Source organism: Catenuloplanes japonicus, assembly GCF_000717135.1.
In the GTDB taxonomy this organism is placed as follows: Bacteria; Actinomycetota; Actinomycetes; order Mycobacteriales; family Micromonosporaceae; genus Catenuloplanes; species Catenuloplanes japonicus.
The window spans coordinates 84,434-109,939 of the sequence record NZ_JNXY01000004.1; the positions used below are offsets into that span (position 1 = coordinate 84,434).

Here is a 25,506-nt window from a genome sequence, read left to right on the forward strand (position 1 = left end):
AATCAGGCCTTCGGCTTGAAGTCGGCGAGGCGCATCTCGTCGCCGGTGGCCGCGTCCGGGGTGTAGTCGACGGTCTTGGCGCGGGCCAGCACCGCCTCCATGTTCGCCAGGAACGCGAAGCCGCGTACCGCGTCGGTCTGGGTCTTGAAGACGTCCGCGTAGGCGGCCTGACGTGCGGCGTCGGTCAGCGGTGCCGCCGCCTTGATCTTCGCGTCCAGGTCCGGGGTGCCGCCGGTGCTCTGCGCGCCGTCGGTGGCGAAGTACTGCCCGACGGTGAACGCGGCGTCACCGGCCTGGTTGCCGTGCATGACCATCAGCGCGATCGGCCCGGCGTCCGGGACGAACGGGCGCAGCTGGTACTTCAGCTGGGCCGAGGTGTCCATCATCTCGATCTTGGCGTTCAGGCCGGCCTGGGCGAACGCGCTCTGCATCAGCTCGATGCTCTCCGCGATCTTCGGGAACTGCGAGGTGCGCCCGATGATCCGGAACTGCGTGCCGACCGGTACGCCGTCCGCCTTGGCGGCGTCGACCAGCGCCTTCGCGGCGGCCGGGTCGTACTTCGTCGGGGTCATCGCCTCGTTGTAGCCGATCACGCCGGGGCCGATCAGCTGGCTGGCCGGCTTGCCGAGGCCGCCGAAGAGCGACGTGATGATGCCGTCGCGGTCGATCAGCATGTCGATCGCCTGACGGACGCGGATGTCGTTGAGCGGCGCCTGGTCGTTGGTGAAGCGCAGCGCCGTGGTCTCGTTGTTCGGGTACTGCACCGCGGTGTCGCCGGCGCCGTCGTCCGCACCGAGGTTGGTCGCCACGTCGGCCTCGCCGTTGACCACCATCGCGGCCCGGACCGTGCCCTCCTCACGCCACTGGTACTCGGCCGTGGTGTAGGCGGGCTTGGCGCCCCAGTAGCCGTCCCAGCTGCTCAGCGTGAGCTTCTGCCCGGCGGTCCAGGACGCGATCTTGAACGGCCCGGTGCCGATCGGCTCGCGGACCTTCTCCGTGGTGCTGATGTCCCGCTTGGTCATCTCGATGAACGAGACGCGCAGCGGCAGCAGCGGGTCCGCCTCCTGGGTCTTGATGGTGACCGTGGTGGCATCCGGCGCGGCCAGCGTCAGCGGCCCGGTCTGGCCGAACACATAGCCCTGCACGTTGCAGGCGAGCGTGGTGTTGTTCGCGGTGCGGTCGATCGCCTTGACCGCGTCCTCGCTGGTGAACTCGCTGCCGTCGGAGAACTTCACCCCGGGGCGGAGTTTGAAGGTCCAGAGCGTGGGCTCGGTCTGGGTCCACTCGGTGGCGAGCTTGGGCTCGAGCGCGCCGCTGGTCGGGTTCCGCTCCAGGAGCGGCTCGGTGATGTTGGAGCGGGTGACGACGCCGGTCGCGGTGAGCGACGCCTCGCACGGCTCGAGCGTCGGCGGTTCCTGGGGCAGGACGATGCGCAGCGTGCCGCTGGCCGCGCCGGAGCCGTTGCCGCCGGAGTTGGCGACCGAACATCCGGAAGCGATCACCGACAGCGCCGCCGAGGCGGCTATGAGGGCGGTGGTACGAGTCTTGTTCACGATCCGCTGGCCTTTCCACGAGCCGGCCGGAGAGGGACTGTCTGCATATGAAGACGCGATCCTCGTTGGTGAACGCCACCGTAATTTCGCTCACAAGGATCCGTCAAGGGTTCGGGAAACGGCTCCGTAACACGCGGACGTGCTCCAGCAGCACCGCGAGCGTCGGACTGTCGTTGTCCGCGCGCCACGCCGCGTAGACCTCGACACAGTCGTCCGGGATCTCCTCCACCTGCAGAAACCTCAGGTTCCGCAGCGTGATGACGGACGCGGACGCGGGCACCAGCGCCACGCCCAGGCCCGCGTCGACCAGCGCCAGCACGCTGTTGACCTGGGTCACGTGCTGGCTGTAGGCCGGCTGCACGCCGGCCGCGCGGAACGTGGAGACCACCAGATCGTGGAAGTACCGGGCCTCGACCGGCGAGTACGTCACCACGCTCGACTCGGCCACGTCGGCCAGCGACGGCGCGCGTCCGAGCCGGGTCAGCGGATGCCCGCGCGGCACCGCCAGCAGCAGCGACTCCGCGTGCACCAGCAGCTGCGAAAGCTCCGCGCCGCGGGGCACGCCGCGCAGCAGCCCGACGTCGATCTCCTCGGCCGCGAGCGCCTCGATCTGCCGGTCGGTGATCATCTCGCGCAGCACCCGGTGCACCTCGGGCAGCCGGTCGTCCAGGAACTTCACCCACTCGCCGAGCACGCTGAGCGCGGCCGTGGCCGTGAAGCCGACCCGCAGCGTGCCGCGCGAGCCGTGCGCCGCGCGCTGGGCCAGCAACGGCGCGGCCGCGGCCAGGCTGAGCAGGCGCCGGGCCTCGTCCAGGAACACCCGGCCCGCCGGCGTGAGCTCGACCAGGCGCGACGTGCGCATCAGCAGGTCGACGCCGACCGCGCGCTCCAGCTTCTGGACCTGACGGCTCAGCGGCGGCTGGGTCATCCGCAGGCGTTCGGCCGCACGTCCGAAGTTGCCCTCCTCCGCAACGGCGACGAAACCTCGCAACTGGTCCAGACTGAACATGGCTCATCCCCTCCTATACCTTCACGGTATCGAACCATGCATCTTGCGTGTTGGACAGGTATCACGGGATCTGCCTACGGTCGGCGTACTCATCGCCTCGGTTCGGGAGCCCCCATGACCTCGTTCTCGCCTACCGCCCTGCGCGACACTCTCGGGTCCGGCCTGCTCTGCTTCCCGGTCACGCACATGACCTCGGAGCTGGCCTTCGACGAGTCCGCGTTCCGGTCCCACCTGCAGTGGCTGTCCGGCTACGACGCCCGCGGGGTCTTCGCCTCCGGCGGCACCGGAGAATTCTTCTGCCACACGCCCACGGAGGTCGGCCGGATCGTGCGCGCCACGGTCGCCGAGGCCAAGGCCGGCGTGCCGGTCATCGCGCCGGCCGGGTACGGCACCGCGCAGGCCGTCGAGATGGCGCGCGACGGCGAGGCCGCGGGCGCGGACGGCATCTTCCTGCTCCCGCCGTACCTGACCGAGCTGGACCAGGAGGGCCTCAAGGAGCACGTGCGCGCGGTCTGCCGGGCCACCGACCTCGGCGTGATCGTCTACCACCGGGCGAACGCGCGGTTCTCCGCGCAGAGCTTCATCGAGCTCACCGAGGAGCTGCCGAACCTGATCGGGTTCAAGGACGGCATCGGCGACATCGACGTGGTCGCGCACCTCTACGCCATGCTCGGCCAGCGGCTGGTCTACGTGGGCGGGCTGCCGACCGCGGAGACGTACGCGCTGCCGTACCTGGAGCTCGGCGCGACCACCTACTCCTCCGCGATCTTCAACTTCGCGCCGCAGTGGGCCAGCGACTTCTACCAGTCGGTGATCAAGCGCGACCGGGACGACGTGTACGCGCGGATCCGCGACTTCGTGCTGCCCTACCTGGCGATCCGCAACCGGCGCGCCGGATACTCGGTGTCGATCGTCAAGGCCGGCATGACCGCGGTCGGGCGCTCCGCCGGCCCGGTCCGCCCGCCGCTGTCCGACCTCACCCCGGCCGAGCTGGACGAGCTGAGCGCGCTGATCGCCGCGACGCCCTCGATCGCGCGGGTGGCCTGACCGATGCTGACCGGTGACCTTCTCATAGGCGCTGCCGCGGTCCGTGGCACGCACGGCGAGATCTCCGCGATCGACCCGCGCACGGGCGAGAAGCTGGAGCCGTCGTACGGCCTGGCCGGCGTAGCCGATGTCGCACGCGCGGCCGAGCTCGCAGAGCAGGCGTTCGACGCCTACCGCGAAACGCCGCTCGAGACCCGGTCCGCGCTGCTGACCACCATCGCGGACGGGCTCGACACGATCGGCGAAGAGCTGATCGCCCGCGTCGGCGCGGAGACCGGCATCCCGGCCGCGCGCGCCGGCGGTGAGCTGGCCCGCACCACGAACCAGCTGCGGCTGTTCGCGGCCGTGGTCCGCGACGGCGGCTTCCTCGGCGTGCACATCGACCCGGCGCTGCCGGACCGCACGCCGCTCCCCCGCCCGGACCTGCGCCGCCGGTACGTCCCGGTCGGCCCGGTCGCGGTCTTCTCGGCCAGCAACTTCCCGCTCGCGTTCTCCGTGGCCGGCGGCGACACCGCGTCCGCGCTCGCGGCCGGCGCACCGGTGATCGTGAAGGCGCACAGCGCGCACCCGGGCACGTCCGAGCTGGTCGGCCGCGTGATCCAGGCAGCGGTAGCGGAGCACGGGCTGCCCGAGGGCGTGTTCTCCATGCTGTTCGGCAACGGCCGCGAGGTCGGCATCGCGCTGGTCACCGACCCGCGGATCAAGGCGGTCGGGTTCACCGGATCCCGGTCCGGCGGGCTCGCGCTGGTCGCGGCCGCGCAGGCCCGCCCGGAGCCGATCCCGGTCTACGCGGAGATGTCCAGCATCAACCCGGTGCTGGTCCTCCCGGCCGCACTGCTGAGCCGCGGCGCCGAGATCGGCCGCGGCCTGGTCGGCTCTATGACGGTCGGCCAGGGGCAGCTGTGCACCAGCCCCGGCCTGGTCCTCACGGTCGACGGGCCCGGCGTGGGCGCGCTGTCCGACGCCGCCGCGGCCGCGCTGCGCGACGTGCCGGCCGCGCCGATGCTCTCCCCCGGCATTCAGCGCGCGTTCACCGAGGGTGTGGGTCGGCTGCAGGACGCGACCGGTGTCGTCACGATCGCGGTCGGCCGGGAGGACGCCTCCATCGCCGCGCCCGGCCAGGCGTTCCTGTTCCGGACCACGAAGGCGGAGCTGGACGCGGACCCGGCGCTCACCGAGGAGGTGTTCGGCGCCAGCTCCGTGATCGTCACCGCGCCGACCGCGGACGCGCTGGCCGAGATCGTCGAGGGACTGGAGGGGCAGCTCACGCTGACCGTGCATGCGGACGAGGATGATCAGGAGCTGGCACGGGCGCTGCTGCCGCTGCTGGAGCGCAAGGCCGGGCGGATCGTCGTCAACGGCTGGCCGACCGGTGTCGAGGTCGGGCATGCGATCGTGCACGGCGGGCCGTACCCGGCCACGTCGGACGCGCGCACCACGTCGGTCGGCACGGCCGCGATCGAGCGGTTCCTGCGGCCGGTGGCGTACCAGAACCTGCCGTCCTGGCTGCTGCCCGCGGGCCTGGACGACGCGAACACGCTGGGCCTGCCGAGGAGGATCGATGGCCGATAGCACCCCCATCGTCACCGGGATGCGCGTGGTCCCGGTCGCCGGCGAGGACAGCATGCTGCTCAACCTCAGCGGCGCGCACGGGCCGTACTTCACCCGGACCGTGGTGGTGCTGACCGCGTCCGACGGCAGCACCGGCGTCGGCGAGGTCCCGGGCGGCGAGAAGATCGTCCGCACGCTGACCGAGGCGGAGGAGCTGGTCGTCGGTCAGTCGGTCGGGAACTGGCTCGCCGTACTGAAAACGGTGCGAGCGCGATTCGCCGGGCGGGACGCGGGCGGGCGCGGCGCGCAGACGTTCGACCTGCGCGTCACCGTGCACGTGGCGACCGCGCTCGAGGCCGCGCTGCTGGACCTGCTCGGCAAGCACCTCGGCGTGCCGGTCTGCGATCTGCTCGGTGACGGACGGCAGCGGGACCGCGTGCGTACCCTCGGATATCTGTTCTTCGTCGGTGACCGCAGGCAGACCGGCCTGGCCTATCGCAGCGGCGACCACACGGACGACTGGACGCGGCTGCGCGACGAGCCCGCGCTCACGCCGGACGCGATCGTGGCGCTGGCCGAGGCCGCGCACGCCCGCTACGGCTTCGAGGACTTCAAACTCAAGGGCGGCGTGCTGGCCGGCCCGGACGAGGTCGAGGCCGTCACCGCGCTGAAGCGCCGCTTCCCGGACGCCCGGATCACGCTCGACCCGAACGGCGGCTGGCTGCTGAAAGACGCCATCGAGTACGGCCGGGCCATGCGCGACGTCGTCGCCTACGCGGAGGACCCGTGCGGCGGCGAGGGCGGCTACTCCGGGCGCGAGGTGATGGCCGAGTTCAAGCGCGCCACCGGACTGCCGACCGCCACCAACATGATCGCCACCGACTGGCGCGAGCTCGGCCACGCGGTCCGGGCCGGCGCGGTCGACATCCCGCTCGCCGACCCGCACTTCTGGGGCATGCAGGCGTCCGTGCGCGTCGCGCAGCTCTGCGACGCCTGGGGGCTGACCTGGGGCTCGCACTCGAACAACCACTTCGACATCTCGCTGGCCATGTTCACGCACGTCGCGGCCGCGGCGCCGGGCGACGTGACCGCGATCGACACGCACTGGATCTGGCAGGACGGCCAGCGCCTCACCACCGCGCCGTTCACGATCACCGGAGGGTACGTGGACGTGCCCGCCACGCCCGGCCTCGGTGTCACGCTGGACGAGGAGCGCCTCGGCGCCGCCCACGAGCTGTACCTGTCCCAGGGCCTCGGTGGCCGGGACGACGCGATCGCGATGCAATATCTGGTGCCCGGCTGGTCGTTCGACCCGAAGCGCCCCGCGCTGGTCCGATAGGAGAATGCCATGACAGTGGTGCAGGTGGGGCCGTTGATGCCCTTTCTCGTGGCGGCGCTCGAAGCCGACCACGGCGCGCGGAGGCTACCGGACGAGTTCGCGGACGGCGCGTTCGACGACGTGACCGTGGCCGTCACGTCCGGGCGCACCGGCGTGGACGCCGCGCTGATGGCCCGGCTGCCCAAGCTCCGCGCCGTGATCAACTTCGGCGTCGGGTACGACACCACCGACGTCGCCGAGGCCACCCGCCGCGGCATCGTCGTGTCCAACACGCCGGACGTGCTCGACGACTGCGTCGCGGACACCGCGGTCGGCCTGACCATCGACGTGATGCGCGGGCTCAGCGCCGCCGACCGCTACGTGCGCCGCGGCGACTGGCCCGCCCACGGCAACCCGCCACTGGCCCGCAAGGTCAGTGGCGCCCGGGTCGGCATCCTCGGCCTCGGCCGGATCGGCCAGGCGATCGCGCAGCGCCTCACCGCCTTCGGATGCGACATCTCGTACCACAACAGGAACCCGAAGGACGTTTCATACCGCTATGTCGCGAGCCCGGTGGCGCTGGCCGAGGTCGTCGACGTGCTGATCGTGGCCGTGTCCGGCGGCGCGCACACCCGCGGCCTGGTCTCCGCCGACGTCCTGGACGCGCTCGGGCCGCGCGGCTTCCTGGTCAACGTCTCCCGCGGCTCCGTCGTCGACGAGGACGCGCTGGTCGCCGCGCTCGTCGAGGGGCGGCTCGCCGGCGCCGGGCTCGACACGTTCGCGGACGAGCCACACGTACCCCCGGCGCTGTTCGATTGTGACCGTGTGGTCCTGACACCGCACCTGGGCAGCGGCACCGAGGAGACGCGGCGGGCCATGGCCGACCTGACGCTGGCCAACGTGGCGCGGTTCCTCACGGACGGGACGCTGGTGACACCGGTGAGCGGATCATGACCGTGGTGGCCGCCTGGACCCGCGGCGCCGAGGGCTGGGCCGCGCTGGACCGCGCCGCGCAGGAGGCCCGGCTGCGCGGCACCGGCCTGACCGTCGTCGGTGACCTGCCCGCCGAGGTGCTGTCCCGGCTGATGTCCGTGGCCGACGGCGTGCCGGTCAGCACCGGTGCCGTGGGCGGCGACCTCGGCGAGCACCTCATCGACGCCTCCTACCAGGAGGACGTGGAGATGATCGTGGTCGGCATGCGGCGGCGCTCACCGATCGGCAAGATGCTGGTCGGCGACCTGGCCCAGCGCATCCTGCTGGAGGCGCACTGCCCCGTGCTCGCGGTGAAACCCCCTGCGGGGGCGGCGGACTGACCGCTACCATGCCGCGATGATCGAGGCACTGCGCACGCCGCGACTGATGATCCGGCGCTTCGCACCCGAGGACTACGACGACTTCGCGGCCTACCACGCCCACCCGCTGGTCCGCCGGTACATGCCGGGCGAGCCGATGGACCCGGAGCGGGCCGCCCGCTACCTCGCCGACCAGGCGGTCCTGGACGAACGCGAGCTCAAGCGCTGGCACGGCTACGCCGTCGTGCTCACCGCGACCGGCACGGTCATCGGCGACGTCGGCGTCTTCCTGGCATCCGCCGAGGAGGGCGACATCGGCTTCCAGTTCCACCCCGCACACCACCGCCGGGGGTACGGCCGGGAGGCGATGACCGCGTTCCTCGGCTACGTGTTCGGCACGCTGGACCTGACCCGCGTCACGGCCGGCTGCGACCGCGGCAACGAGGCCTCCGCCGCGCTCCTGACCCGCCTCGGCCTGCGGCGGCAGACGCCGGACGCGGTCGACGGCGCGCTGCGCTTCGCGATGACCCGCCCCTGACGCCCATCCGGGCGTTTCCCCGCGTCGCACCCGCGCCCGCAAATATTCTCGGCTCGATGACCCTTCCCGATCCCGGGTTCATGGTCGCCTACTGCGACCAGACGCTGCCCGGCATGCTGACCGACGTGTGCGAGGTCGAGCCCGGCCTCGCCCGGCGGATCGGCGTCGCCGTGCTCGCCCGCGCCGAGGAGCTGGCCGTGCGGCCGCCCCGGGAGCAGGACGTGCTGATCGCGCCGTTCGTGGAGGAGTCCTTCGACCGCGAGCCCACCGATGCGCCGCTGGACCTCAAGGCCAAGGTCACGCTCGTGGTCCGTAACGAGCCGCTGCTGGACCGGGCCTGCCGGGACGGCGCGCCGTCGTACGGGGTCGCGGCCGTGCTGCGCTACGCGGCCGCGCCGCTGTCCCACTTCCTCGGCGCCCGGCAGCGCGAACCGCTGCCGTCCGCCGGCACCGGCCCGTTCTCCGGCCTGGCCGCGCGCTCCCCGCGCGCCTGGGCGTGCCTGACCGCGCTGACCGACGTGTTCGCCGACGGCGGCCGGCACGACCTGCGCCTGCCGGACGCACCGGTCCCGCCGCTGCCACTGTTCGCGGACGAGGAACTGCGCGGGCTGCTGCGGCGCGCCGCGTCCGGCGACGTGCTGCACGTGCCCGCGCTCAGCCGGTACGCCCGCGACAGCGCCCACCTGCACGCGGTCCTGGAGTTCCTGCTCGCCCACCGCGCCACCGTGCTCACCACGAACTACCTGATCCGGCCGGACGACGTGTGGGTCCGGCACGGCGAGCTGGTCAGCCCGGACGGCGACGACCCGTACGCCGGCATCCGCGACACCCGCGGCCTGACCGGCGCCCACCTCGCCATCGCCGAGACGGTGGCCGGGATCTTCCCCGGCCACCGCTGATCGGGAACGGTCAGCAGTTACGGATCGACCAGACCGGGTTCCAGTAGTAGCTGAACGCGGAGCCGACGCCGATCCAGTCGATCGCGCTGGACTGGTCGTAGACCGTCGCCACCGCGCCACCGGTCTGGTTGTTCCACGCCACGCCCCAGTCGTTCCAGTAGGACACGTAGTACCGGTTGCAGTTGTAGAGCCGGAACAGCTCCCACAGCCCCACGGTCGGGTCCCAGACCAGCGCGCAGAAGTTGCCGGCCGGGCAGGTGTAGGTGGCGCCGGGCGCGTAGTGCCCGGCCGTGGTCCCCGGCGACGTGTAGGGCGAGGTCGCCAGCGCGGTCGCGGCCCGTACCGGCGCGGCCGGCGCGATCGCCACCCGGTCCTGCGGTGCCGCGGGCGCTGCCTCCGCCGGTGCGGCGGCGAGCGCCAGCACCGCAAGGGCCGCGAACAGACCGGCCATCGCGCGTTTGACAAACATCAGAGCCACTCCTCGGTCTCGGCGCGGAACCGGCGGATTCCGGTTCCCGAGCCGGCCCAGACTGCGGCCCGCCGATAGGCCGGAATGCTGCCGCGGTGTTGCCGCCGCTGTCGCACATGCGCAAACACCCTTGTGCCGGCATCGATATCGACGGATTCTGGCGTGGGATCACACACGGGGGTGCTCGTGATCGAGTTCAGACTGATCGGCAACGTGGACGTGCGTGCCGACGGGCGCATCGTGCCGCCGCAACGACCGCAGCAGAACGCGGTGCTCACCGCGCTGCTGGTCGACGCCGGCCGTCCGGTGCCGCTCGGCACGCTGATCGACCGGGTCTGGGACGGTGAGGCGCCGGACCATGCCGGCCGCGTCGTCCAGATCCACATCAGCCGGATCCGGCGGCAGCTGCGCGAGGCCGGGCCGGCCGACGTGCGGCTGACCAGGCTGCGCGGCGGCTACCAGGTCGACGTCGACCCGGAACGCGTCGACCTGCACCGCTTCGACCTGCTGCTCGGGCAGGCCCGCGACCCGGACTGCCCGGATCGCCGCCGCCTGCACGTGCTGCGCCAGGCGATGGGCCTGTGGCGGGGCGACCCGCTCGGCGGCATCCCCGGCGGGTGGGCAGAGCAGGTCCGGCAGTCGTGGCGGCAGCAGCACCTGGACGCGGTCGTCGCCTGGGCGTACGCGGAGCTGCGCGCCGGCGACCCGGCCTCGGTCATCCGGCCGCTCACCGCGCTCGCGGCCCGGCACCCGCTGATGGAGTCGCTGACCACGGTGCTGATGCGCGCGCTGGCCGCCACCGGCCGGACCGCGGAGGCGCTCGACGTCTACGGCCGGGCGCGCGCGGTCCTCGCCGACGAGCTCGGCACCGACCCGGGACCGGCGGCCCGCGCGGCGTACTACGAGGTGCTGCGCGGCGCCGACCTCACGCCCGCGCCCGCGCAGCTGCCCCGCGACGCGGCCCGGTTCACCGGCCGCGCGCCCGAGCTGCGGCGGCTGGACGCGCTGACCGCGCACGGGCCGGTCGCGATCAGCGGCATGCCCGGCGTCGGCAAGACCGCGCTGGCCGTGCACTGGGCGCACCGGGCCGCGCACCGGTTCCCGGACGGGCAGCTCTACGCGGACCTGCGCGGCTTCAGCCCGTCCGCGTCCGCGCTCGACCCGGCCGACGCCGCGCGCGGCATGCTGCGCGCGCTCGGCGTGAACCAGGCCCGGATCCCGGCCGACCCGCTGCCGCTCTACCGCAGCCGGCTGGCCGGACGCCGCGTGCTGCTGATCCTGGACAACGCGCGCAACGCGGAGCAGGTCCGGCCGCTGCTGCCCGGCGGGCGTACCACGACCGTGCTGGTCACCAGCCGCGACCAGCTGATCGGCCTCGCGGTCACGGACGACGCCCACCTGCTGCCGCTCGACGTGCTCACCGAGGCCGAGGCGCGCGACTTCCTCACCGCCCGGCTCGGCGCACGGCTCGAACCCGCGCTCGCGGACCACGTCATCGCGCGCTGCGGGCGGCTGCCGCTCGCGCTCGGCATCGTCGCGGCCCGCGCCGCCGTCCGGCACAGCCTCGCGGACGTCCGCGAGGAGCTCGACCTCGGCGGCCTCGGCCCGTTCGACGGCGGCGACGCCGCGGCCTGCGTCCGGACCGCGTTCACCGCGTCCTACCGGGCGCTCAGCACACCGGCCGCGCACCTGTTCCGGCTTCTCGGGCACGTCCCCGGGCCGGACGTGGACGCGGCGGCCACGGCCGGGCTCGCCGGGGTCGAGCCGGACCGGGCCCGCGCGCTGCTCACCGAGCTGGCCCGGATCAACCTGCTGACCGAGCACCGGCCCGGCCGCTACCGGTTGCACACGCTGCTGCGTGCCTACGCCACCCAGCTCGGGCGATAATGCGCTGGTGGGTCTGGAATGGGTCGAGGGGTTCTACTCGCGGACCGGGTCCTGGTGGGGTCCGGCCGAGGCGCGGGTGTCCGAACGGGACCGTGCGCGCGTGCGGATGCTGCGCGCGCACGCCGGCGACGGGCCGGCACGCGTGCTGGAGCTGGGGTCGGGTTACGGGATGACCGCGGTCGCGGCCGTGGAGGACGGCTTCGACGTCACCGCGGTGGAGCTCAGCGACCGGGTGCGGCACACGCCGGCGATGCCCGGCCTGACCGTGGCCGGGGGCAGCTTCTACGACGTCACGCTCGACGGGCGCTTCGACGTGGTCTGCTATTGGAACGGGTTCGGCGTCGGTACGGACCAGGACCAGCGGCGTCTGCTGCGGCGCATCGCCGCGGAGTGGCTGCGGCCCGGCGGCGTGGCGCTGATCGACGTGTTCAACCCGCTGGTCTGGGCGCGCCTGCACGGCACGAAGGACCACAAATTCCCGGACCCTTCCCGTGGGTACGCCCATGAGCTGCACCAGGAGATCCACTTCGACGCGGCGACCAGCACGGCACACGACACCTGGTGGGACGCGGCCACGCCGGACGAGAAGATCACCCAGGTGTTGCGCTGCTACTCCCCCGCCGACCTGCGCCTGCTGCTGGAGGGCACCGGCCTGCGCCTGGACACGGTCACCTCCCGCGCCCCGGGCGGCCTGCGGTTGCTCACCGAGTCGTACGAGTACACCGCCGTCCTGCTACCCGTCGACACCGGCGATCCGGTCCAGGAAGGGGCGGCCGAACGCTGAGGCGCCGTCCACGGTGACCACCGCCAGATAGCCGAACAGCCGCCACAGCTCTTTCCGCCGCGCGAATCCCGCGTCGATCGGCGTGACCTCCGCGTAGGCGTGGAAGACCTCGTCCGGCACCGGCGCGAAGTAGTCGAGCAGCGCCAGGTCGACCTCGGGGTGACCGAAGTAGGGGGCCACGTCGACCCAGACCGCGCCGTGCGCGGTGGTGAGCAGGTTGTTCTGCTGGGCGTCGCCGTGCAGCAGCGAGGGGCGCGGCTCCGGGCCGCACAGGGACGGAAGCCGGGTGATCAGCCGCTCGACGTGGCGGTGCAGCGCGGGCGGCAGGTTGCCGGAGTCGACGGCCTCGCGCAGGTGCGGCAGGAGGCGGCGCTCGGCGTAGAAGTCGGCCCAGCGGTCCGTGCTCACCGGCCGGTTGTCCTGCCGCAGCGGGCCGAAGAAACCGTCGTGTCCGGCCAGGCCGAAGTGCGGGGCGTGCGTCCGGTGCGCGAGGGCGAGCGAGTGGCCGAGGGCACGCCAGTGCGCGCTCGTCCGCGCGTGCGGCGGGACCTCGGCCACCGCCTCCAGCAGCAGGACCGCGCCCGCTTCGGTGCGGATCACGCCGATCGGGGGCGGCGTCGCCACGGCCGTCAGGTCGCGGACCAGCCGGAGGCCGGCCAGCTCCGCCGCGAACTGCTCCTCGCTGCCGATCTTCGCGAACACCGACAGCGAGACGCCGTGCAGGAGGCCGCAGGGGTGCGACGCCCGGTCGTCCAGGCCGGTGAACCCGGCGACGCGCCACGGCCTGCCCAGATGTGAGGAGGCCGCCCGCTCGATCTCCCGCACCACGGGCGGCTGCCGCAAGGGATGACCCATCTGCGGGCTATCCCCGGTCCTGGCTGTTCATCATCTGGTCCGCCTATCGGTGAGCGATCGCCCGGCCGCCGTAGAGGTTCACGCGGTGGTCCGCGTCGTGGTCCGGCGCGGCGCGGACGAAACGGTCGGGCTCGGATGCGCCGTGGGCGATGTGCACGAGCCAGTCCTCGTAGTACCAGCTGGGATTGCACGGGCACTGGGTCCGGGTGAACCGGAAGTTCGCCCGGTAGCGCCCGGTCTGGCCGGGTTCGAGGATGAACAGGCGCGTCTTGCCGGAATCACGGGGGTACGCCGCGTGCCCCGGCATCCGGTCGACGACGACCGCCGAGTCCCGGACGGTGAGCCGCATGCCCAGGTCGGGAGCCGCCTCGTCGCGCACGTCCTCCTGACGGGTGTAGCCGTCCGTCCCGTCGTAGAGCACGTCGTGGAAGGCGACCCGGCGGGCCGGCAGCGGCATCGGGTGACTCAGGCCGCGCCGGAGGTCGGCGTGCTGCGCACCGCGCGCCGCCGCGTCCCACCGCACCCGTACTCGCTGGACTGTGATCACCACCCCACGATGACCCACGGGCCACCCACCCCGCCAGCCGTTTAGGCCGCCCTCCACCGTCGCCGATGCGCCAGCGTCAGTGGATCAGGCGGCCGCGGTTGTCGGGGATGCCGGATTTGCGGAAGAAGTAGGTGTTGAGCTGGTCGCGCCATTCGGTGGCGGAACGGACCTGTTCGTCGAGCAGCGTGGCTACGCGGGCGTGCAGGTCCGGGGTGAGCAGGCCGGACGGCTTCACGGCGCGCCACAGGTCACGCATGCGCTCGGTCTCGGCGGCGCCGGTGAAGTGGGTGTCGTAGATGTGCTGGATCACGGTGCGGCCGGTGCGCAGCCGGTGCGTGTAGGGCACGTGGTGCAGGAACAGCAGCAGCTCGTCGGGGCAGTCGGTGACGGACTCGAAAAGATCGTTCCAGGGGTACGGATAGCAGCCCGCGAACCCGGTCCCGCTCGCGACCGTGCGGTCCACGCCCACGCCCTCCCGGTCCGCGAAGTGGTAGGTCCCCCACGGCGTGTACTCGTACCCGTCCACGTCGGGCCCGTAGTGATGTCCGGGCCGCACCATGAAGCCGACCCCGAGCGGCGCCGTGTACCGCTCGTACGTCCGCCACGACTCGTCCATGATCGCGTGGAACGCGGCGCGCAGGCCGTCCCCGGGGTCGAACGTGAGGCTCAGCCACTCGTCCAGGATCGCGGACGGGTCCAGCGCCGGGTCCCAGGCGAGCCGGCCGAACGCGTACAGGTTCGCCTGGGCGAGCGGGTGCCCGGTCCAGAACGGGTCGTCGCCGGTGTTCGCGACCGCCACCACGTCCCCGGGCGGCGGCAGGACGCCGAACACCTCCGCCCACATCGGCGCCAGATAGCAGACGTGCTTCTGCTGGCCGGTGTACTCCTGCGTGACCTGCAGCTCCAGCGCCAGCCGGGTCTGCGGCATCGCGAGCAGGACCGGCGACACCGGCTCGCGCACCTGGAAGTCCATCGGACCGTGCTTGACCTGCAGGATCACGGCGTCGTCGAAGTCGCCGTCGAGCGGCGTGAAGTGGTCGTACGCGGCCCGCGCCCGGTCCGTGGACCGGTCCCGCCAGTCCTGGCGGTGGTTGTAGACGAACGCGCGCCAGTGCACCACGCCGCCGTGCGGGGCCAGCGCGGCGGCCAGCATGTTCGCGCCGTCCGCGTGCGTGCGGCCGTACGCGAACGGGCCCGGCCGGCCCTCGGAGTCGGCCTTGACCAGCAGGCCGCCGAAGTCCGGGATCCGTTCGTAGACGTGCGCGACCGTGACCGCCCACCAGGCGCGGACGGCCGGGTCGAGCGGGTCCGCCGTGTCCAGGCCGCCGAGCAGCATCGGGGCGGCGAACGTGACCGCGAGGTGCACGCGGATGTCGTACCCCCGGAAGATCGTGGCCAGGGTCGCGATGTCGGCGAGCCGGTCCGTCAGCAGGTGCGCCTCGGTGTCGTGCACGTTGACGTTGTTGAGCGCGACCGCGTTGATGCCGATCGAGGCCAGCAGCCGGGCGTAGTCGCGGATCCTCCGCAGCTGGTCGTGGCGCAGCTCGCCGGCCTTCCAGAACAGTGAGCCGCCGGCGTAGCCGCGCTCGACCTGGCCCATGACCGGGTGGACGTCGATGTTGTCCCAGTGGTCGAGCATCCGGCGCGCGTGGGCGGGCGCGCTGTGCAGCGGCGGCGCGGGCGTGAACGCGGCCTCCCCGAGTCGTACCGTGGCGAAGAGTCCGTGCAGCAGGCCGGCGTGCGTCGCGGCGGCGACCGTGGTGACGCCCGGCTCGCGGGTGACGGTGAAGCCGTCGCCGTCGCCGTGCGTCAGGACCAGGTCCGCGGGACCGTTCGTGACCAGCGTGCCGCCGTGCCGGGCACACGCGTCGCGGACCTCGTCGCGCACCGTGCCGTCGAGGTCGACGCGGACGCGGCGGGAGCCGATCGGCCGCCAGGCCTCGTCGGGCAGCCAGGCCGGATGCACGGGAACGGTCGCCATCCGCGCATTATGTCAATGCACGTCGATCGATGCGACCGAGAACCCGGTGTGGCCACGAACTGATACGTCAGACAGTAGACACCACGACTCATCGATTGATGCAAGGATGACGATCTCTCCACAGGGGACGGAAGGGATCGGCCGTGACATCGACTTCCAGAGCTTTCGCCGTGCTGACCGCGTTGCTGCTCGTCGCCGGGTGCGCCCCGAGTCAGCGTGAGTCCGGCGGGTCCGGCGCGGACGACGTACCCGAGAAGATCGTGATCGGTGCGACGTTGCCGTTGACCGGCGCCGAGTCCAAGAGCGGCGGCCGGTTCAAACAGGGTTACGAGCTGGCCGTCGAGCTGGAGAACGCGGACGGCGGCATCGACGTGCGCGGCACGAAGGTGCCGGTCGAGCTGAAGCTGCTGGACGACACCACCGACCAGGCCAAGGCGATCAACCTGGCGCAGCGCCTGATCACCCAGGACGGCGTGCACGCGCTGCTCGGCACCTACTCGACCGCGCTGATCGAGGCGCAGAGCACGGTCGCGGAGCAGAACAAGATCCCGTACGTGAACGGTGGCGGCGCCGCGACCTCCATCTACGGCAAGGGCTTCACCTACGTCTTCGGCGCGCTCGCCCCGGTGCGGAACCTGGCCACCACCGAGATGGAGTGGATCAACGCGCAGCAGGCCGCCGGCAAGCTGCCGAAGCCGGCGAAGGTCGCGGTGGTCTGGGAGAACACCTCGCACGGCGAGGACTTCGCCGAGGGCGTGAAGGGCTTCGCCGGCGCGCACGCGACCGACTACCAGGTGGTGGTGGACGAGTCGTTCGCGCTGGACGGCAAGGACTTCTCCGCGATCCTCAGCACGGTCCGCTCCGCCGACGCCGACCTGGTCATGGTGGACGCGCACCTGCCGGACTTCATCACCATGCAGCGGCAGTTCATCAGCTCCGGCATGTGCGCGCCGGTGATCACCTACGGCGCGCGCGGGAGCGAGGCGGACGCGCGCACCGCGCTCGGCCAGGACGGCATCAACTACATCCTGTCCGCGGTCTGGTGGAACAAGCAGCTCGGCAACACGGCCCTGAACAGCGCGTTCATCAAAGAATTCACCAGCCGCCACGGTACGGATCCGGAGTGGTACCAGGCGCTCGGCTACGAGGCCGCGCGCTCGCTGTTCACCGCGATCTCCACGGCCGGCTCCGTCGACAGGACCAAGGTCCGGGACGCGCTCGCGACGCTGACCATGGACTCGATCCTGCCCGGCGGGAAGCTCAGCTACCCGGCCGCGAGCGGTGGCCAGGCCAGCTACCCGTTCGTGGTGCAGCAGAACCTGCCGGACGGCTCCTCGCCGATCATCTACCCGGCCGACATCGCGACCGGCGCCGGCGTCGCCCCGAACCCCGGTTGCAAGCGCTGATGGGCGAGTTCACCACGCTGGCGATCTCGGCGGTGCTGCTGGCCGGGTTCTACGCGGCGATGGCGTACGGGCTGGGCCTGATCTACGGCGTGCTGCGGATCGTCAACCTCGCGCACGGCGGGATCATCATGGCCGCGGCGTACCTGGCCTGGCAGCTGTTCGAACGGTTCCGCATCGACCCGTTCCTGGCCATCCCGATCGCGCTGGTCGTGTTCTTCGGCGTGGGCGTGGTGATCTACCTCGGTCTGGTCCGGTTCATCCCGCGCGGGCCGGCCGGGGCGGTGCAGTCGCTGCTGCTGCTGTTCGGCGTCTGGCTGATCATCCGCAATGCCGCGTACCTGCTGTTCACCGGCAACGAGCAGGTCATCCAGACGTCGTACGCGACCAGCTCCGTCACCATCCTCGGCGGCGGGTTCTCGGTCACCCGGATCGCGGTCTTCGGCGTGGCGATCGTGGCGCTGCTCGGCCTGCACCTGCTGCTCACCCGCACCTACCTCGGCAAGGCGATCCGCGCCGTCGCGCAGAACCCGGACAGCTGCACGCTCGCCGGCATCAACGTCGAGCGCGTCTACCTGCTGACGTTCGGGCTGGGCACCGCGCTCGCCGGGCTGGCCGGCGTGCTCGCGTCCACGCTGTTCGCGTTCACGCCGTCGTTCGGCGCGGGCGAGCTCCTGAAGAGCTTCGTGATCATCGTGCTGGGCGGGCTGGGCAGCATCATCGGCATCGCGCTCGGCGCGCTGGTCCTGGCGTTCGCCGAGGTCTTCGCCGTGTACGTGGTCCCGCCCTACCTCACCTCCGCGGTCGGGTTCGTGCTGCTCGTGGTGGTGCTGGTGCTGCGGCCCGGCGGCCTGTTCGGCCAGCGGGTGCTGCGGTGATCCGGGCCGGCGGCTTCCTGGCCGCGCTGGTGCTGCTCTGGATCTCGCCGCTGGTGCTGCCGATCAGCGAGTACACGCACCACATCGTCGGCCTGACGTTCATGTTCATGGCCGCGGCGCTGGCCTGGAACTGGCTCGGCGGCTTCGTCGGGCAGATCAGCTTCGGCCACGCCGCGATGTTCGGCGTCGGCGGGTTCGTCGCCGCCCGGGTGATGCTGGCGACCGGCCTGCCGTTCGGCCTGGCCTGGATCGTCGGCGGCCTGGCCGCGGGCGTGTTCGCGCTGCTCTGGGGGCATCCGACGCTCCGACTGCGCGGGCCCTACTTCTCGATCGCCACGATCGGCGTCGGCGAGGCGACCCGGCTCGGCGCCACCTACTGGTCCGGGTTCACCGGCGGCTCGTCCGGCCTGTCCCTGCCGCTCGACGGCAACCCCACCAAGTACGAGCTCTACTGGTACGGCCTCTACCTGCTCGCCGCGGCCGTGGCGATCTCGTGGTGGCTGCGCCGGTCGCGGATCGGGCTCGGGCTGCTCGCCATCAAGGAGGACGTGGAGGCCGCCGGCGACCTGGGCGTCAACCCCGTGCTCTACCAGGACGTGGTGCTGTTCCTGTCCGGCGCGATGGTCGGCGTCTGCGGCGGTTTCTACGCCTCCTACCAGGCGTTCATCGACCCGTCGGACATGTTCAGCTTCGACCGGTCGATCTCGCTGATCCTGATGGCGGTGATCGGCGGCATCGGGGTGGCGCTCGGGCCGCTGTGGGGCGCCGTGGTCTTCGTGATCATCCAGGAGTTCCTGCTGGCCAGCTACTCGCAGTTCTACCTGGGCCTCTACGGCGCACTGCTCGTGCTGATCATCCTGTTCGAGCCGCTCGGCCTGACCGGGCTGGCCGCGCGGCTCGCGCGCTTCTCCCGGGTCGCTCGCTTCTCCCGGATCACGCGATGAGCGCGCTGCTGACCGGCGAGGGCGTGAGCCGGCACTTCGGCGGGCTGCGCGCGGTGGACAACGTCGACTTCCACCTCGACGAGGGCGAGATCCTCGGTTTGATCGGGCCCAACGGCGCCGGGAAGACCACGCTGTTCTCCGTCGCGGCCGGCTCGATCAAACCCACCGCCGGACGGGTGCTCCTCGACGGCGTACCGGTCAGCGGCCGGTCCGCCCACCGGGCCGTGCATCTCGGCGTCTGCCGTACCCACCAGATCGTCCGGCCGTTCGCCCGCCTCACCGTGCTGGAGAACGTGCTGGTGGGACACCACTACGGCCGCCCCGGCGACGCGCGCCGCGACCCGCGCGAGATCCTCGGCTTCATCGGCCTCGGGGACAGCACGGACCGTCTCCCCGGCGAACTCACGCTGGCCGGCCGCAAGCGCCTCGAGGTGGCCCGCGCGCTCGCCACCGGCCCGCGCGTGCTGCTGCTCGACGAGGTGGTGGCCGGGCTCAACCCGGTCGAGGCCGCCGCGTTCGTCGGCCTGATCCGGCAGATCCGCGACCGCGGCATCGCCATCATCATGATCGAACACGTGATGCACGCGCTGATGAGCCTCTCCGACCGCGTCGTCGTGCTCGACCACGGCCGCAAGATCGCCGAAGGCCTGCCCGCGGACGTCGCCAACGATCCGCTGGTCATCGAGGCCTACCTGGGAACGGAGACGGCCGGTGCTTGAGATCCGCGACATCGACGTGTTCTACGGCGACGCCCAGGCGCTGCACGGCGTCAGCCTGACCGTGGACGAGGGCGAGCTGGTCACGCTGCTCGGCGCGAACGGTGCCGGCAAGACCACCACGCTGCGCGCCGTCGCGGGCGTCCGGCCGGTCACCCGCGGCGAGCTGCGCTTCGACGGCGCCCCGCTGCACACGATCCCGGCCCACCGGCGGCCCGGCATGGGCATCGCGCTGGTCCCGGAGGGCCGCGACCTGTGGCCGCAGCTCACCGTGCGGGAGAACCTGGAGCTCGGCGCCTACTCCCGCCCGGCCCGCGCCCGCCGCGCGACCACGCTCGCCGAGGTCTACGCCCGGTTCCCGGTGCTGGAGAAGCGGTCCCGCCAGCTGGCCGGCAGCATGTCCGGCGGCGAGCAGCAGATGGTCGCGATCGGGCGGGCGCTGATGTCCCGCCCGCGGCTGCTGATGATGGACGAGCCCAGCCTCGGCCTGGCCCCGGTCGTCGTCACCGCGATGTTCGCCGCGATCCGCCAGCTGCACGCGGCCGGCCTCACCATCCTGCTCGTCGAACAGAACCTGGCCCGCGCGCTGGAGGTCGCCGACCGCGGCTACGTCATCGAGACCGGTCACGTCGCGCTCACCGGCACCGCGGACGCGCTGCTCACCGACCCCGCGGTCCGCACCGCCTACCTCGGGCTGTAGAAAATCGCTGGTCACGGCCGCTTCCGCCGGGCCAGGATCGGCACGTGGGAACATACCTGGAGACCGCCCGCCTGACGCTGCGCCACTTCACCGCCGACGACGCCGCGCTGCTCGTCGCGCTGGACGCCGACCCGGAGGTGATGGCGTTCCTGACCAACGGCAAGCCGACCCCGCGCGCCGAGATCGAGGAGCGCGTTCTTCCCGGATTCATGCGCGACTATCCGGATCTCGGAGTGTTCGCCGCGTTCCTCCGGGAGACCGGCGCGTTCGCCGGATGGTTCGAGATCGCCGGGGATCGGTCCGCGGCGGAGCTCGGCTATCGGCTGCGGAAAGAGTTCTGGGGGCGCGGACTGGCCACCGAGGGATCGCGCGCACTGATCGCCAAGGCCTTCGACGAGCTGGGCGTGGAGCGGGTCTGGGCACAGACGATGGCCGTCAACACGCGTTCCCGCCGGGTGATGGAGAAGAGCGGCCTGACGCACGTGCGCACGTTCTTCCCGCACTTCGACGACCCGATTCCGGGCTCCGAATCGGGCGAGGTGGAGTACGCCATCACCCGTCGCTGACAAAAATGTCGTACCCCGGTGGCATGGTGCCTTTCATGGCACATCTGACACCGATCCCTGCCGATCAGCCCCGCTTCCGGCAGGTGATTTCGCAACGCGACGCGCGCACGCGTCTCGCGCAACTACTCGCCCGCACCGGTCCCGCCGACGTCGTCACCGTGATCGCGGACGGCGACCGCCCGCTCGCCGCGCTCGTCCCCGTGCAGGCCGCGCAGAGCGCCGCCGAGGCCGCCGCGTCCGCCGCCCGCGCGGAGAAGTCCTCCGCCGGCTGGTCCGCCCGGCTGGAACGGTTGCGGGCCCAGCTGCTGTCCCGGCACGCCGCCGAGGCCGACGCCCTGACCAGGGCGCTGGCCGAGGTGTGGGCCGAGCTGGACCGGCGCAGTCCGCCCGGCCGGGACGCCGCGGTCGACCACCTCCGCGCCGCCCACCGCCCACTGCTCACCGACGACGGCCGCGCCGCCGCCTGACCTTTCGTGCCACCGGTAACAGGGCAGCGCCCCGTTGCCGGTCGCTCGTATCCACGGAGTTTCCGTCCCTGGATACTCCGGTCCTTCATCCGCCCGGCCGATCGGCGCACCGTATGGGGCATGCACACATCCGACCCGCATCTCACCGGCGACGGCATCGGGCCCGGCCCTGCCCGCCCCCGGGACGTTCCGGTCACGTCGGCTGATCTCACGTTCGCCGCTCGGGCACACTGAACGTCATGGACCGGGCTCAACTGGCCGATTTCCTGCGTACCCGCCGCGAAGCGCTGCAGCCGGAGGACGTCGGGCTCCCCCGCGGCCCGCGCCGCCGCACCGGCGGCCTGCGCCGCGAGGAGGTCGCCGCGCTCTCCGGCATGTCCGCCGACTACTACGGCCGGATCGAGCAGCAGCGCGGCCCGCAACCGTCCGAGCAGATGCTCGCCGCGCTCGCCCGCGGCCTGCACCTGTCCCTCGACGAACGCGACCACCTGTTCCGCGTCGGCGGCCACCCCACGCCCCAGCGCCACCCGCGCGGCGACCACATCACCCCCGGCATGATGCGCATCCTGGACCGCCTGGAGGACACGCCCGCGCAGGTCATCAACCACCTCGGCGAGACGCTGAAACAGACGCGCCCGGCGATCGCGCTGCTCGGCGACGACAGCCGGTGGACCGGCCTGTCCCGGTCCGTCCTCTACCGCTGGTTCACCGAACCGCGCTCGCGCCTGATCTACCCGCCCGACGACCACCCGATGCACGGCCGCTACTTCACCGCCCGGTTCCGCCACGCGTACAGCCACGGCCTCCCCCGCACCACGGAGATCGTCGACGCGCTGCTGGAGATCAGCCCCGAGTTCGCCGCCATCTGGGCCGAACACGAGGTCACCGGCGTCCACAACGCCCCGAAACGCTTCTCCCACGCGGAACTCGGCACGCTCGAACTCCACTGCCAGACCCTCGTCGACCCCGGCCAGTCCCAGACGCTGCTGGTCTTCACGGCCGTACCCGGCACCGAGAGCTACGAGAAACTCCAGCTCCTGTCCGCGGTCGCCTAGGTCAGGCGCGGGCCTCGTCCAGCAGCCTCGCTCGCGTCGCCGCGCGCTCCCGGCGCCACTCCTGGCGGAGTTCGCGATCCTCCGGCGCCTCGTCATGGGTGGAACGGCGTTCACCACCCTGCGCGTCCTGCCTGCCGGAGGCATCCACGTGCACGCCCGGCAGACCGTCGACGAGGCGCTGGACGGCCCCGGGCGTCACGTAGTGATGCCGCACGGACAGCGATCGGAGGTGGGTGAGCGGTTGCCCGGCGAGCAGCGCCTCGACACCCTCGTCACCCAGCGTTCCCAGGGACAGGTCCAGGTCGGTGAGCTGCGCGACGACCGGCGCCGACGCGAGCGCCGCCGCGAACGAGTCGGTGTCACCGGCGGCGCGCAGGCCGAGACGTCGCAACGCCGGGAACGACCGTCCGGCGAGGATCGCGTCCAGATCGCCCGGTGTGACGCCCTCGTCCGCGTACCACGTCGACAGATGCAGTTCGAGGTCGATCAGTGCGGGAAGATCGCTGGCCCCGAGCGTGCGCGCCGTTTCCGGCCGCAGGTCGTCGGTCTGCACGATCAGGGTGCGCAGCTTCTCGTGGCGCACCGGGCCCAGCTCCAGCTCTTCGCCGAGACCGTGCACGCCGAAGACCTCCAGCGTGGGGACCGCTTCCAGCAGTGGCGTCACATCCGTCAGCGTGATGTGAAAGCTCTCGATATGGTCGTCGCTCTGTGTCATGTCCCCGATGAACAACGCCCGTAGCCGGCCGAACCGATGGGCGTTGCCCACGAACCACTCGACATCGAACGGCGTGTCGGAGGGATCGCTCCACAATCCGACCACCACGGCGACAGGTCCCTCAGGGCCGGTGCGCGCGACGATGGCATCAAGGGCCTCCTCCATGTCGCCGTAGTCCGTGCACTCCTCGTTCCAGTCGTCGAGGCGCCAGGCCACCTTGGCGGGATCGAGCGAGGTGGCGGGGTCGTTCCACCGGATGACCGGTAGCCCCGCGAAGACATCGAGGTGATCGGAGGGCGGCATGACACTCCCGTCGCACATGGCCGGACCGGACACGGCATCGTAACCGCGCCCGGACGTCCAAAAACACCCCAAACCCCACATTGCCTCTTGGTTCCGGCGTGGTGCGGCAGCGCTGCTCCCGCGGGCGCGTGAGCTCGCCCGGGGACGACCCCAGACCCCGGCCGGCGCGATGGTCCCGGCCGGCGGCAAACCTAGGCATGTGCTGCCGACGCGAAGGGCGGGCGGTCGCGGCGACGGTGAGGGGGTGTACGGAATCCTCATCTTCACTGACCTGACCCTGGCCATACTCATGCTGATCGTCGCGCCGGTCCTCGGCCTCCGGGGCTCTCGGCGGTGGCTCCACATCGTCGCGGGCACGGCGGCCGCGCGCCTGGCCGTCGCCTGTCTGTTGCTGACCGGAAGCCCGCTGCTGGCGGACTCGCGCCTGACCGTGCAGGTGCCGCTGGCGGTGCTGCCGATCGTCTGGGCACTCCGGCGGCCGGGCCGGACCGCCATGCACGTCGCGGCGACCGGCGCGCTGCTGTCGGTCTGGTGGCTGCTGCTGCCGTTCGGGCCGCCGGACGTCGCCGCCGTGCTGGGCGGGTCCGTCGCGATCCTGGGTGCGGTCGGCGCGGTGTCCGTGCTGCTCGGCCGCGGGCGCGCGAACGGATCGCGGCCGGCCGGGCTGCCGTGGCTCGCCGTCTTCGCGCTGCTGGTGCCGACCGCCTCGCTCGGGGTGGCGGCGCAGGCGAACGCGTCCGCGGGCGGTGATCACCAGCATGCGGGCGGGTCCGTCGGCGTCGACCAGCTCACCGGGCCGCGCACCCAGGAGCCGGACGTGCGATTCACCCTGACGGCGGCCCGCACGTCCGCCGACGCGCTGACGTTCAACGGCACCGCGCCCGGCCCGGAGCTGCGGGCGAAGCGCGGCCGGCTGATCGAGGTCACGCTGGTCAACACGGACGTGACCGAGGGCGTCACGGTGCACTGGCACGGCGTGGACGTGCCGAACGCGGAGGACGGCGTCCCGGGCGTCACGCAGAACGCGGTCATGCCCGGTGAGCGGCATGTCTACCGGTTCGTGCCGACCCGGGCCGGGACGTTCTGGTACCACACGCACCGCGACGGCTCGCTCAACGTGCAGCGCGGGCTGTTCGGCGCGCTGATCATCGAGGACGACGCCGCGAGCGGCGTGGAGCGGACCGCGTTCACCCACATCTGGCCCGGATCCCAGGCGGTCTCGCTGGAGACGGCGGAAGGGCAGGACGCGCCGGCCGCGGGCACGACCGTGCGGGTACGCCTGATCAACAGCTCGGAGGAGGCGCAGACGGTCCGGGTCAGCGGCACGCCGTTCCGGGTGGCCGCGCTGGACGGCAACCCGATCGAGGGCGCGACCGACCTGACCTCCGGCACCGGACTGCTCCTCCCGGCCGGTGGCCGGTACGACGTCGTGTTCACCATGCCGGCCACGCCGGTCGGGGTCGCGGTGGACGGCAGTCCGGACGCCACGCTCACGCTCGGGAGCGGCGACGCGCCGCAGGACGGCGGGCCCGCGTTCGATCCGCTGGCCTACGGGTCGGGCGCGCCGGCGCCGAAGCAGCACCACCAGCGTACGTTCGCGCTGCGCCTGGACGACGGGTTCGGGTTCAGCCAGGGGCAGTTCGGCTACGTCAGCAGCCTGATCAACGGGCGGCTCTACCCGGCCGTACCCTCGCTGGAGGTTGATCGTGGAGATCGGGTCAAGGTCACCATCGCCGGCCGGAGCGTGGTCAACCACCCGTTCCACCTGCACGGGCACCGCATCCGGGTGTTGTCGCGCAACGGCGTCGCGGCCACCGGAAGTCCATGGTGGACCGACACGCTCAACGTCGGCACCGGAGAGGCCTACGAGATCGAGTTCACGGCCGACAATCCGGGAATCTGGATGGACCACTGCCACAACTTCTCGCACGGCGCCAACGGCATGATCATGCACGTGACCTACGCGGGGGTCAGCACGCCGTACTCCTCGGACCATTCGCCCGAGTGAGCAGGCAGCCCGCACCTTCCG

At 72.1% G+C, this 25,506-nt stretch carries 25 protein-coding genes; 18 read left to right on the forward strand and 7 right to left on the reverse strand.

Features of this window, described 5'->3' with window-relative positions; all coding sequences use genetic code 11:
- Positions 1–2: 2 nt before the first annotated feature.
- On the reverse strand, positions 3–1,553 hold the full coding sequence (locus OP04_RS07045; protein WP_033338724.1) for an ABC transporter substrate-binding protein: 1,551 nt from the start codon (positions 1,551–1,553) through the stop codon (positions 3–5).
- A gap of 103 nt (positions 1,554–1,656) precedes the next feature.
- Positions 1,657–2,562, reverse strand: coding sequence for a LysR family transcriptional regulator (locus OP04_RS07050; RefSeq protein WP_033338725.1), 906 nt, complete (start codon positions 2,560–2,562; stop codon positions 1,657–1,659).
- A 114-nt stretch (positions 2,563–2,676) separates the two neighbouring features.
- On the opposite strand from OP04_RS07050, the gene kdgD reads away from it, so the two are divergent.
- Genes kdgD through OP04_RS48380 form a run of 7 tightly spaced genes read left to right on the forward strand, consistent with a single transcriptional unit; the run spans position 2,677 to position 9,207 of the window.
- Positions 2,677–3,609, forward strand: a complete 933-nt coding sequence (gene kdgD, locus OP04_RS07055; RefSeq protein ID WP_033338726.1) for a 5-dehydro-4-deoxyglucarate dehydratase — start codon at positions 2,677–2,679, stop codon at positions 3,607–3,609.
- 3 nt (positions 3,610–3,612) lie between these two features.
- Positions 3,613–5,181, forward strand: a complete 1,569-nt coding sequence (locus OP04_RS07060; RefSeq protein WP_033338727.1) for an aldehyde dehydrogenase (NADP(+)) — start codon at positions 3,613–3,615, stop codon at positions 5,179–5,181.
- Positions 5,171–6,499 (forward strand): enolase C-terminal domain-like protein, encoded by a 1,329-nt coding sequence (locus tag OP04_RS07065; RefSeq protein WP_033338728.1) that lies wholly within the window; start codon positions 5,171–5,173, stop codon positions 6,497–6,499. Before OP04_RS07060 ends, OP04_RS07065 begins: the two co-directional genes overlap by 11 nt.
- Before the next feature lie 9 nt (positions 6,500–6,508).
- Entirely contained in the window at positions 6,509–7,432 is a 924-nt protein-coding gene (locus OP04_RS07070; RefSeq protein WP_033338729.1) for a 2-hydroxyacid dehydrogenase, read from the forward strand.
- Positions 7,429–7,791, forward strand: a complete 363-nt coding sequence (locus tag OP04_RS07075; RefSeq protein WP_033338730.1) for a universal stress protein — start codon at positions 7,429–7,431, stop codon at positions 7,789–7,791. Before OP04_RS07070 ends, OP04_RS07075 begins: the two co-directional genes overlap by 4 nt.
- A gap of 16 nt (positions 7,792–7,807) precedes the next feature.
- Positions 7,808–8,308: a GNAT family N-acetyltransferase gene (locus OP04_RS07080; RefSeq protein WP_051797226.1), complete on the forward strand. Its 501-nt coding sequence runs from the start codon at positions 7,808–7,810 to the stop codon at positions 8,306–8,308.
- 56 nt (positions 8,309–8,364) lie between these two features.
- Positions 8,365–9,207 carry a recombinase family protein gene (locus OP04_RS48380; RefSeq protein ID WP_157239410.1) on the forward strand — a complete coding sequence of 281 codons (843 nt, stop codon included), beginning with the start codon at positions 8,365–8,367 and terminating at the stop codon, positions 9,205–9,207.
- A 10-nt stretch (positions 9,208–9,217) separates the two neighbouring features.
- On the opposite strand, the gene OP04_RS07095 is transcribed toward OP04_RS48380, so the two are convergent.
- Positions 9,218–9,676: a hypothetical protein gene (locus OP04_RS07095; protein WP_157239412.1), complete on the reverse strand. Its 459-nt coding sequence runs from the start codon at positions 9,674–9,676 to the stop codon at positions 9,218–9,220.
- A gap of 186 nt (positions 9,677–9,862) precedes the next feature.
- On the opposite strand from OP04_RS07095, the gene OP04_RS07100 reads away from it, so the two are divergent.
- Both OP04_RS07100 and OP04_RS07105 read left to right on the forward strand, forming a co-directional pair.
- A complete protein-coding gene (locus tag OP04_RS07100) occupies positions 9,863–11,563 on the forward strand; it encodes an AfsR/SARP family transcriptional regulator (RefSeq protein WP_198153758.1) in 1,701 nt (566 codons plus the stop codon).
- Positions 11,564–11,570: 7 nt separating this feature from the next.
- Entirely contained in the window at positions 11,571–12,347 is a 777-nt protein-coding gene (locus OP04_RS07105; protein ID WP_051797228.1) for a class I SAM-dependent methyltransferase, read from the forward strand.
- Here the strand turns inward: OP04_RS07105 and OP04_RS07110 are convergent.
- The 3 genes from OP04_RS07110 to OP04_RS07120 form a co-directional block, all read right to left on the reverse strand.
- A complete protein-coding gene (locus OP04_RS07110) occupies positions 12,297–13,202 on the reverse strand; it encodes a fructosamine kinase family protein (RefSeq protein WP_051797229.1) in 906 nt (301 codons plus the stop codon). The two genes, OP04_RS07105 and OP04_RS07110, sit on opposite strands and share 51 nt — an antisense overlap.
- A gap of 43 nt (positions 13,203–13,245) precedes the next feature.
- Positions 13,246–13,749, reverse strand: coding sequence for a hypothetical protein (locus OP04_RS07115; protein ID WP_232323503.1), 504 nt, complete (start codon positions 13,747–13,749; stop codon positions 13,246–13,248).
- A 76-nt stretch (positions 13,750–13,825) separates the two neighbouring features.
- Positions 13,826–15,730, reverse strand: coding sequence for an alpha-glucuronidase (locus OP04_RS07120; protein ID WP_033338734.1), 1,905 nt, complete (start codon positions 15,728–15,730; stop codon positions 13,826–13,828).
- A gap of 143 nt (positions 15,731–15,873) precedes the next feature.
- Between OP04_RS07120 and OP04_RS07125 the strand changes: the two genes are divergently transcribed.
- The 8 genes from OP04_RS07125 to OP04_RS07160 all read left to right on the forward strand — a co-directional run bounded on the left by OP04_RS07125 (position 15,874) and on the right by OP04_RS07160 (position 22,459).
- Entirely contained in the window at positions 15,874–17,136 is a 1,263-nt protein-coding gene (locus OP04_RS07125; protein WP_085066291.1) for an amino acid ABC transporter substrate-binding protein, read from the forward strand.
- Positions 17,136–18,011: a branched-chain amino acid ABC transporter permease gene (locus tag OP04_RS07130; RefSeq protein WP_033338736.1), complete on the forward strand. Its 876-nt coding sequence runs from the start codon at positions 17,136–17,138 to the stop codon at positions 18,009–18,011. Before OP04_RS07125 ends, OP04_RS07130 begins: the two co-directional genes overlap by 1 nt.
- Positions 18,008–18,955, forward strand: a complete 948-nt coding sequence (locus tag OP04_RS07135) for a branched-chain amino acid ABC transporter permease (protein WP_033338737.1) — start codon at positions 18,008–18,010, stop codon at positions 18,953–18,955. Before OP04_RS07130 ends, OP04_RS07135 begins: the two co-directional genes overlap by 4 nt.
- A complete protein-coding gene (locus tag OP04_RS07140; RefSeq protein WP_033338738.1) occupies positions 18,952–19,674 on the forward strand; it encodes an ABC transporter ATP-binding protein in 723 nt (240 codons plus the stop codon). Before OP04_RS07135 ends, OP04_RS07140 begins: the two co-directional genes overlap by 4 nt.
- Complete coding sequence (locus OP04_RS07145; protein WP_033338739.1) at positions 19,667–20,371, forward strand: ABC transporter ATP-binding protein; 705 nt, start codon at positions 19,667–19,669, stop codon at positions 20,369–20,371. Before OP04_RS07140 ends, OP04_RS07145 begins: the two co-directional genes overlap by 8 nt.
- A 44-nt stretch (positions 20,372–20,415) precedes the next feature.
- A complete protein-coding gene (locus tag OP04_RS07150; RefSeq protein WP_033338740.1) occupies positions 20,416–20,937 on the forward strand; it encodes a GNAT family N-acetyltransferase in 522 nt (173 codons plus the stop codon).
- Positions 20,938–20,972: 35 nt separating this feature from the next.
- Positions 20,973–21,404, forward strand: coding sequence for a type II toxin-antitoxin system Phd/YefM family antitoxin (locus OP04_RS07155; protein ID WP_157239415.1), 432 nt, complete (start codon positions 20,973–20,975; stop codon positions 21,402–21,404).
- A 239-nt stretch (positions 21,405–21,643) separates the two neighbouring features.
- Positions 21,644–22,459, forward strand: coding sequence for a helix-turn-helix transcriptional regulator (locus OP04_RS07160; RefSeq protein WP_033338742.1), 816 nt, complete (start codon positions 21,644–21,646; stop codon positions 22,457–22,459).
- A 1-nt stretch (position 22,460) separates the two neighbouring features.
- On the opposite strand, the gene OP04_RS07165 is transcribed toward OP04_RS07160, so the two are convergent.
- Entirely contained in the window at positions 22,461–23,477 is a 1,017-nt protein-coding gene (locus OP04_RS07165; protein ID WP_198153759.1) for a leucine-rich repeat domain-containing protein, read from the reverse strand.
- A 244-nt stretch (positions 23,478–23,721) separates the two neighbouring features.
- Here OP04_RS07165 and OP04_RS07170 point away from each other — a divergent pair, with 244 nt between their 5' ends.
- Positions 23,722–25,485, forward strand: a complete 1,764-nt coding sequence (locus tag OP04_RS07170; RefSeq protein WP_051797231.1) for a multicopper oxidase family protein — start codon at positions 23,722–23,724, stop codon at positions 25,483–25,485.
- Positions 25,486–25,506: the final 21 nt, after the last annotated feature.

What these genes read in the sequence shown, in the direction of transcription:
- OP04_RS07120 (WP_033338734.1), bottom strand. Translation starts at nt 15,730, where the DNA reads ATGGCGACCGTTCCCGTGCATCCGGCCTGGCTGCCCGACGAGGCCTGG.
- OP04_RS07070 (WP_033338729.1), top strand. Translation starts at nt 6,509, where the DNA reads ATGACAGTGGTGCAGGTGGGGCCGTTGATGCCCTTTCTCGTGGCGGCG.
- OP04_RS07060 (WP_033338727.1), top strand. Translation starts at nt 3,613, where the DNA reads ATGCTGACCGGTGACCTTCTCATAGGCGCTGCCGCGGTCCGTGGCACG.
- OP04_RS07050 (WP_033338725.1), bottom strand. Translation starts at nt 2,562, where the DNA reads ATGTTCAGTCTGGACCAGTTGCGAGGTTTCGTCGCCGTTGCGGAGGAG.
- OP04_RS07110 (WP_051797229.1), bottom strand. Translation starts at nt 13,202, where the DNA reads ATGGGTCATCCCTTGCGGCAGCCGCCCGTGGTGCGGGAGATCGAGCGG.
- OP04_RS07095 (WP_157239412.1), bottom strand. Translation starts at nt 9,676, where the DNA reads ATGTTTGTCAAACGCGCGATGGCCGGTCTGTTCGCGGCCCTTGCGGTG.
- OP04_RS07155 (WP_157239415.1), top strand. Translation starts at nt 20,973, where the DNA reads ATGGCACATCTGACACCGATCCCTGCCGATCAGCCCCGCTTCCGGCAG.
- OP04_RS07130 (WP_033338736.1), top strand. Translation starts at nt 17,136, where the DNA reads ATGGGCGAGTTCACCACGCTGGCGATCTCGGCGGTGCTGCTGGCCGGG.
- OP04_RS07075 (WP_033338730.1), top strand. Translation starts at nt 7,429, where the DNA reads ATGACCGTGGTGGCCGCCTGGACCCGCGGCGCCGAGGGCTGGGCCGCG.
- OP04_RS07140 (WP_033338738.1), top strand. Translation starts at nt 18,952, where the DNA reads ATGAGCGCGCTGCTGACCGGCGAGGGCGTGAGCCGGCACTTCGGCGGG.
- OP04_RS07065 (WP_033338728.1), top strand. Translation starts at nt 5,171, where the DNA reads ATGGCCGATAGCACCCCCATCGTCACCGGGATGCGCGTGGTCCCGGTC.
- kdgD (WP_033338726.1), top strand. Translation starts at nt 2,677, where the DNA reads ATGACCTCGTTCTCGCCTACCGCCCTGCGCGACACTCTCGGGTCCGGC.
- OP04_RS07165 (WP_198153759.1), bottom strand. Translation starts at nt 23,477, where the DNA reads ATGCCGCCCTCCGATCACCTCGATGTCTTCGCGGGGCTACCGGTCATC.
- OP04_RS07160 (WP_033338742.1), top strand. Translation starts at nt 21,644, where the DNA reads ATGGACCGGGCTCAACTGGCCGATTTCCTGCGTACCCGCCGCGAAGCG.
- OP04_RS48380 (WP_157239410.1), top strand. Translation starts at nt 8,365, where the DNA reads ATGACCCTTCCCGATCCCGGGTTCATGGTCGCCTACTGCGACCAGACG.
- OP04_RS07080 (WP_051797226.1), top strand. Translation starts at nt 7,808, where the DNA reads ATGATCGAGGCACTGCGCACGCCGCGACTGATGATCCGGCGCTTCGCA.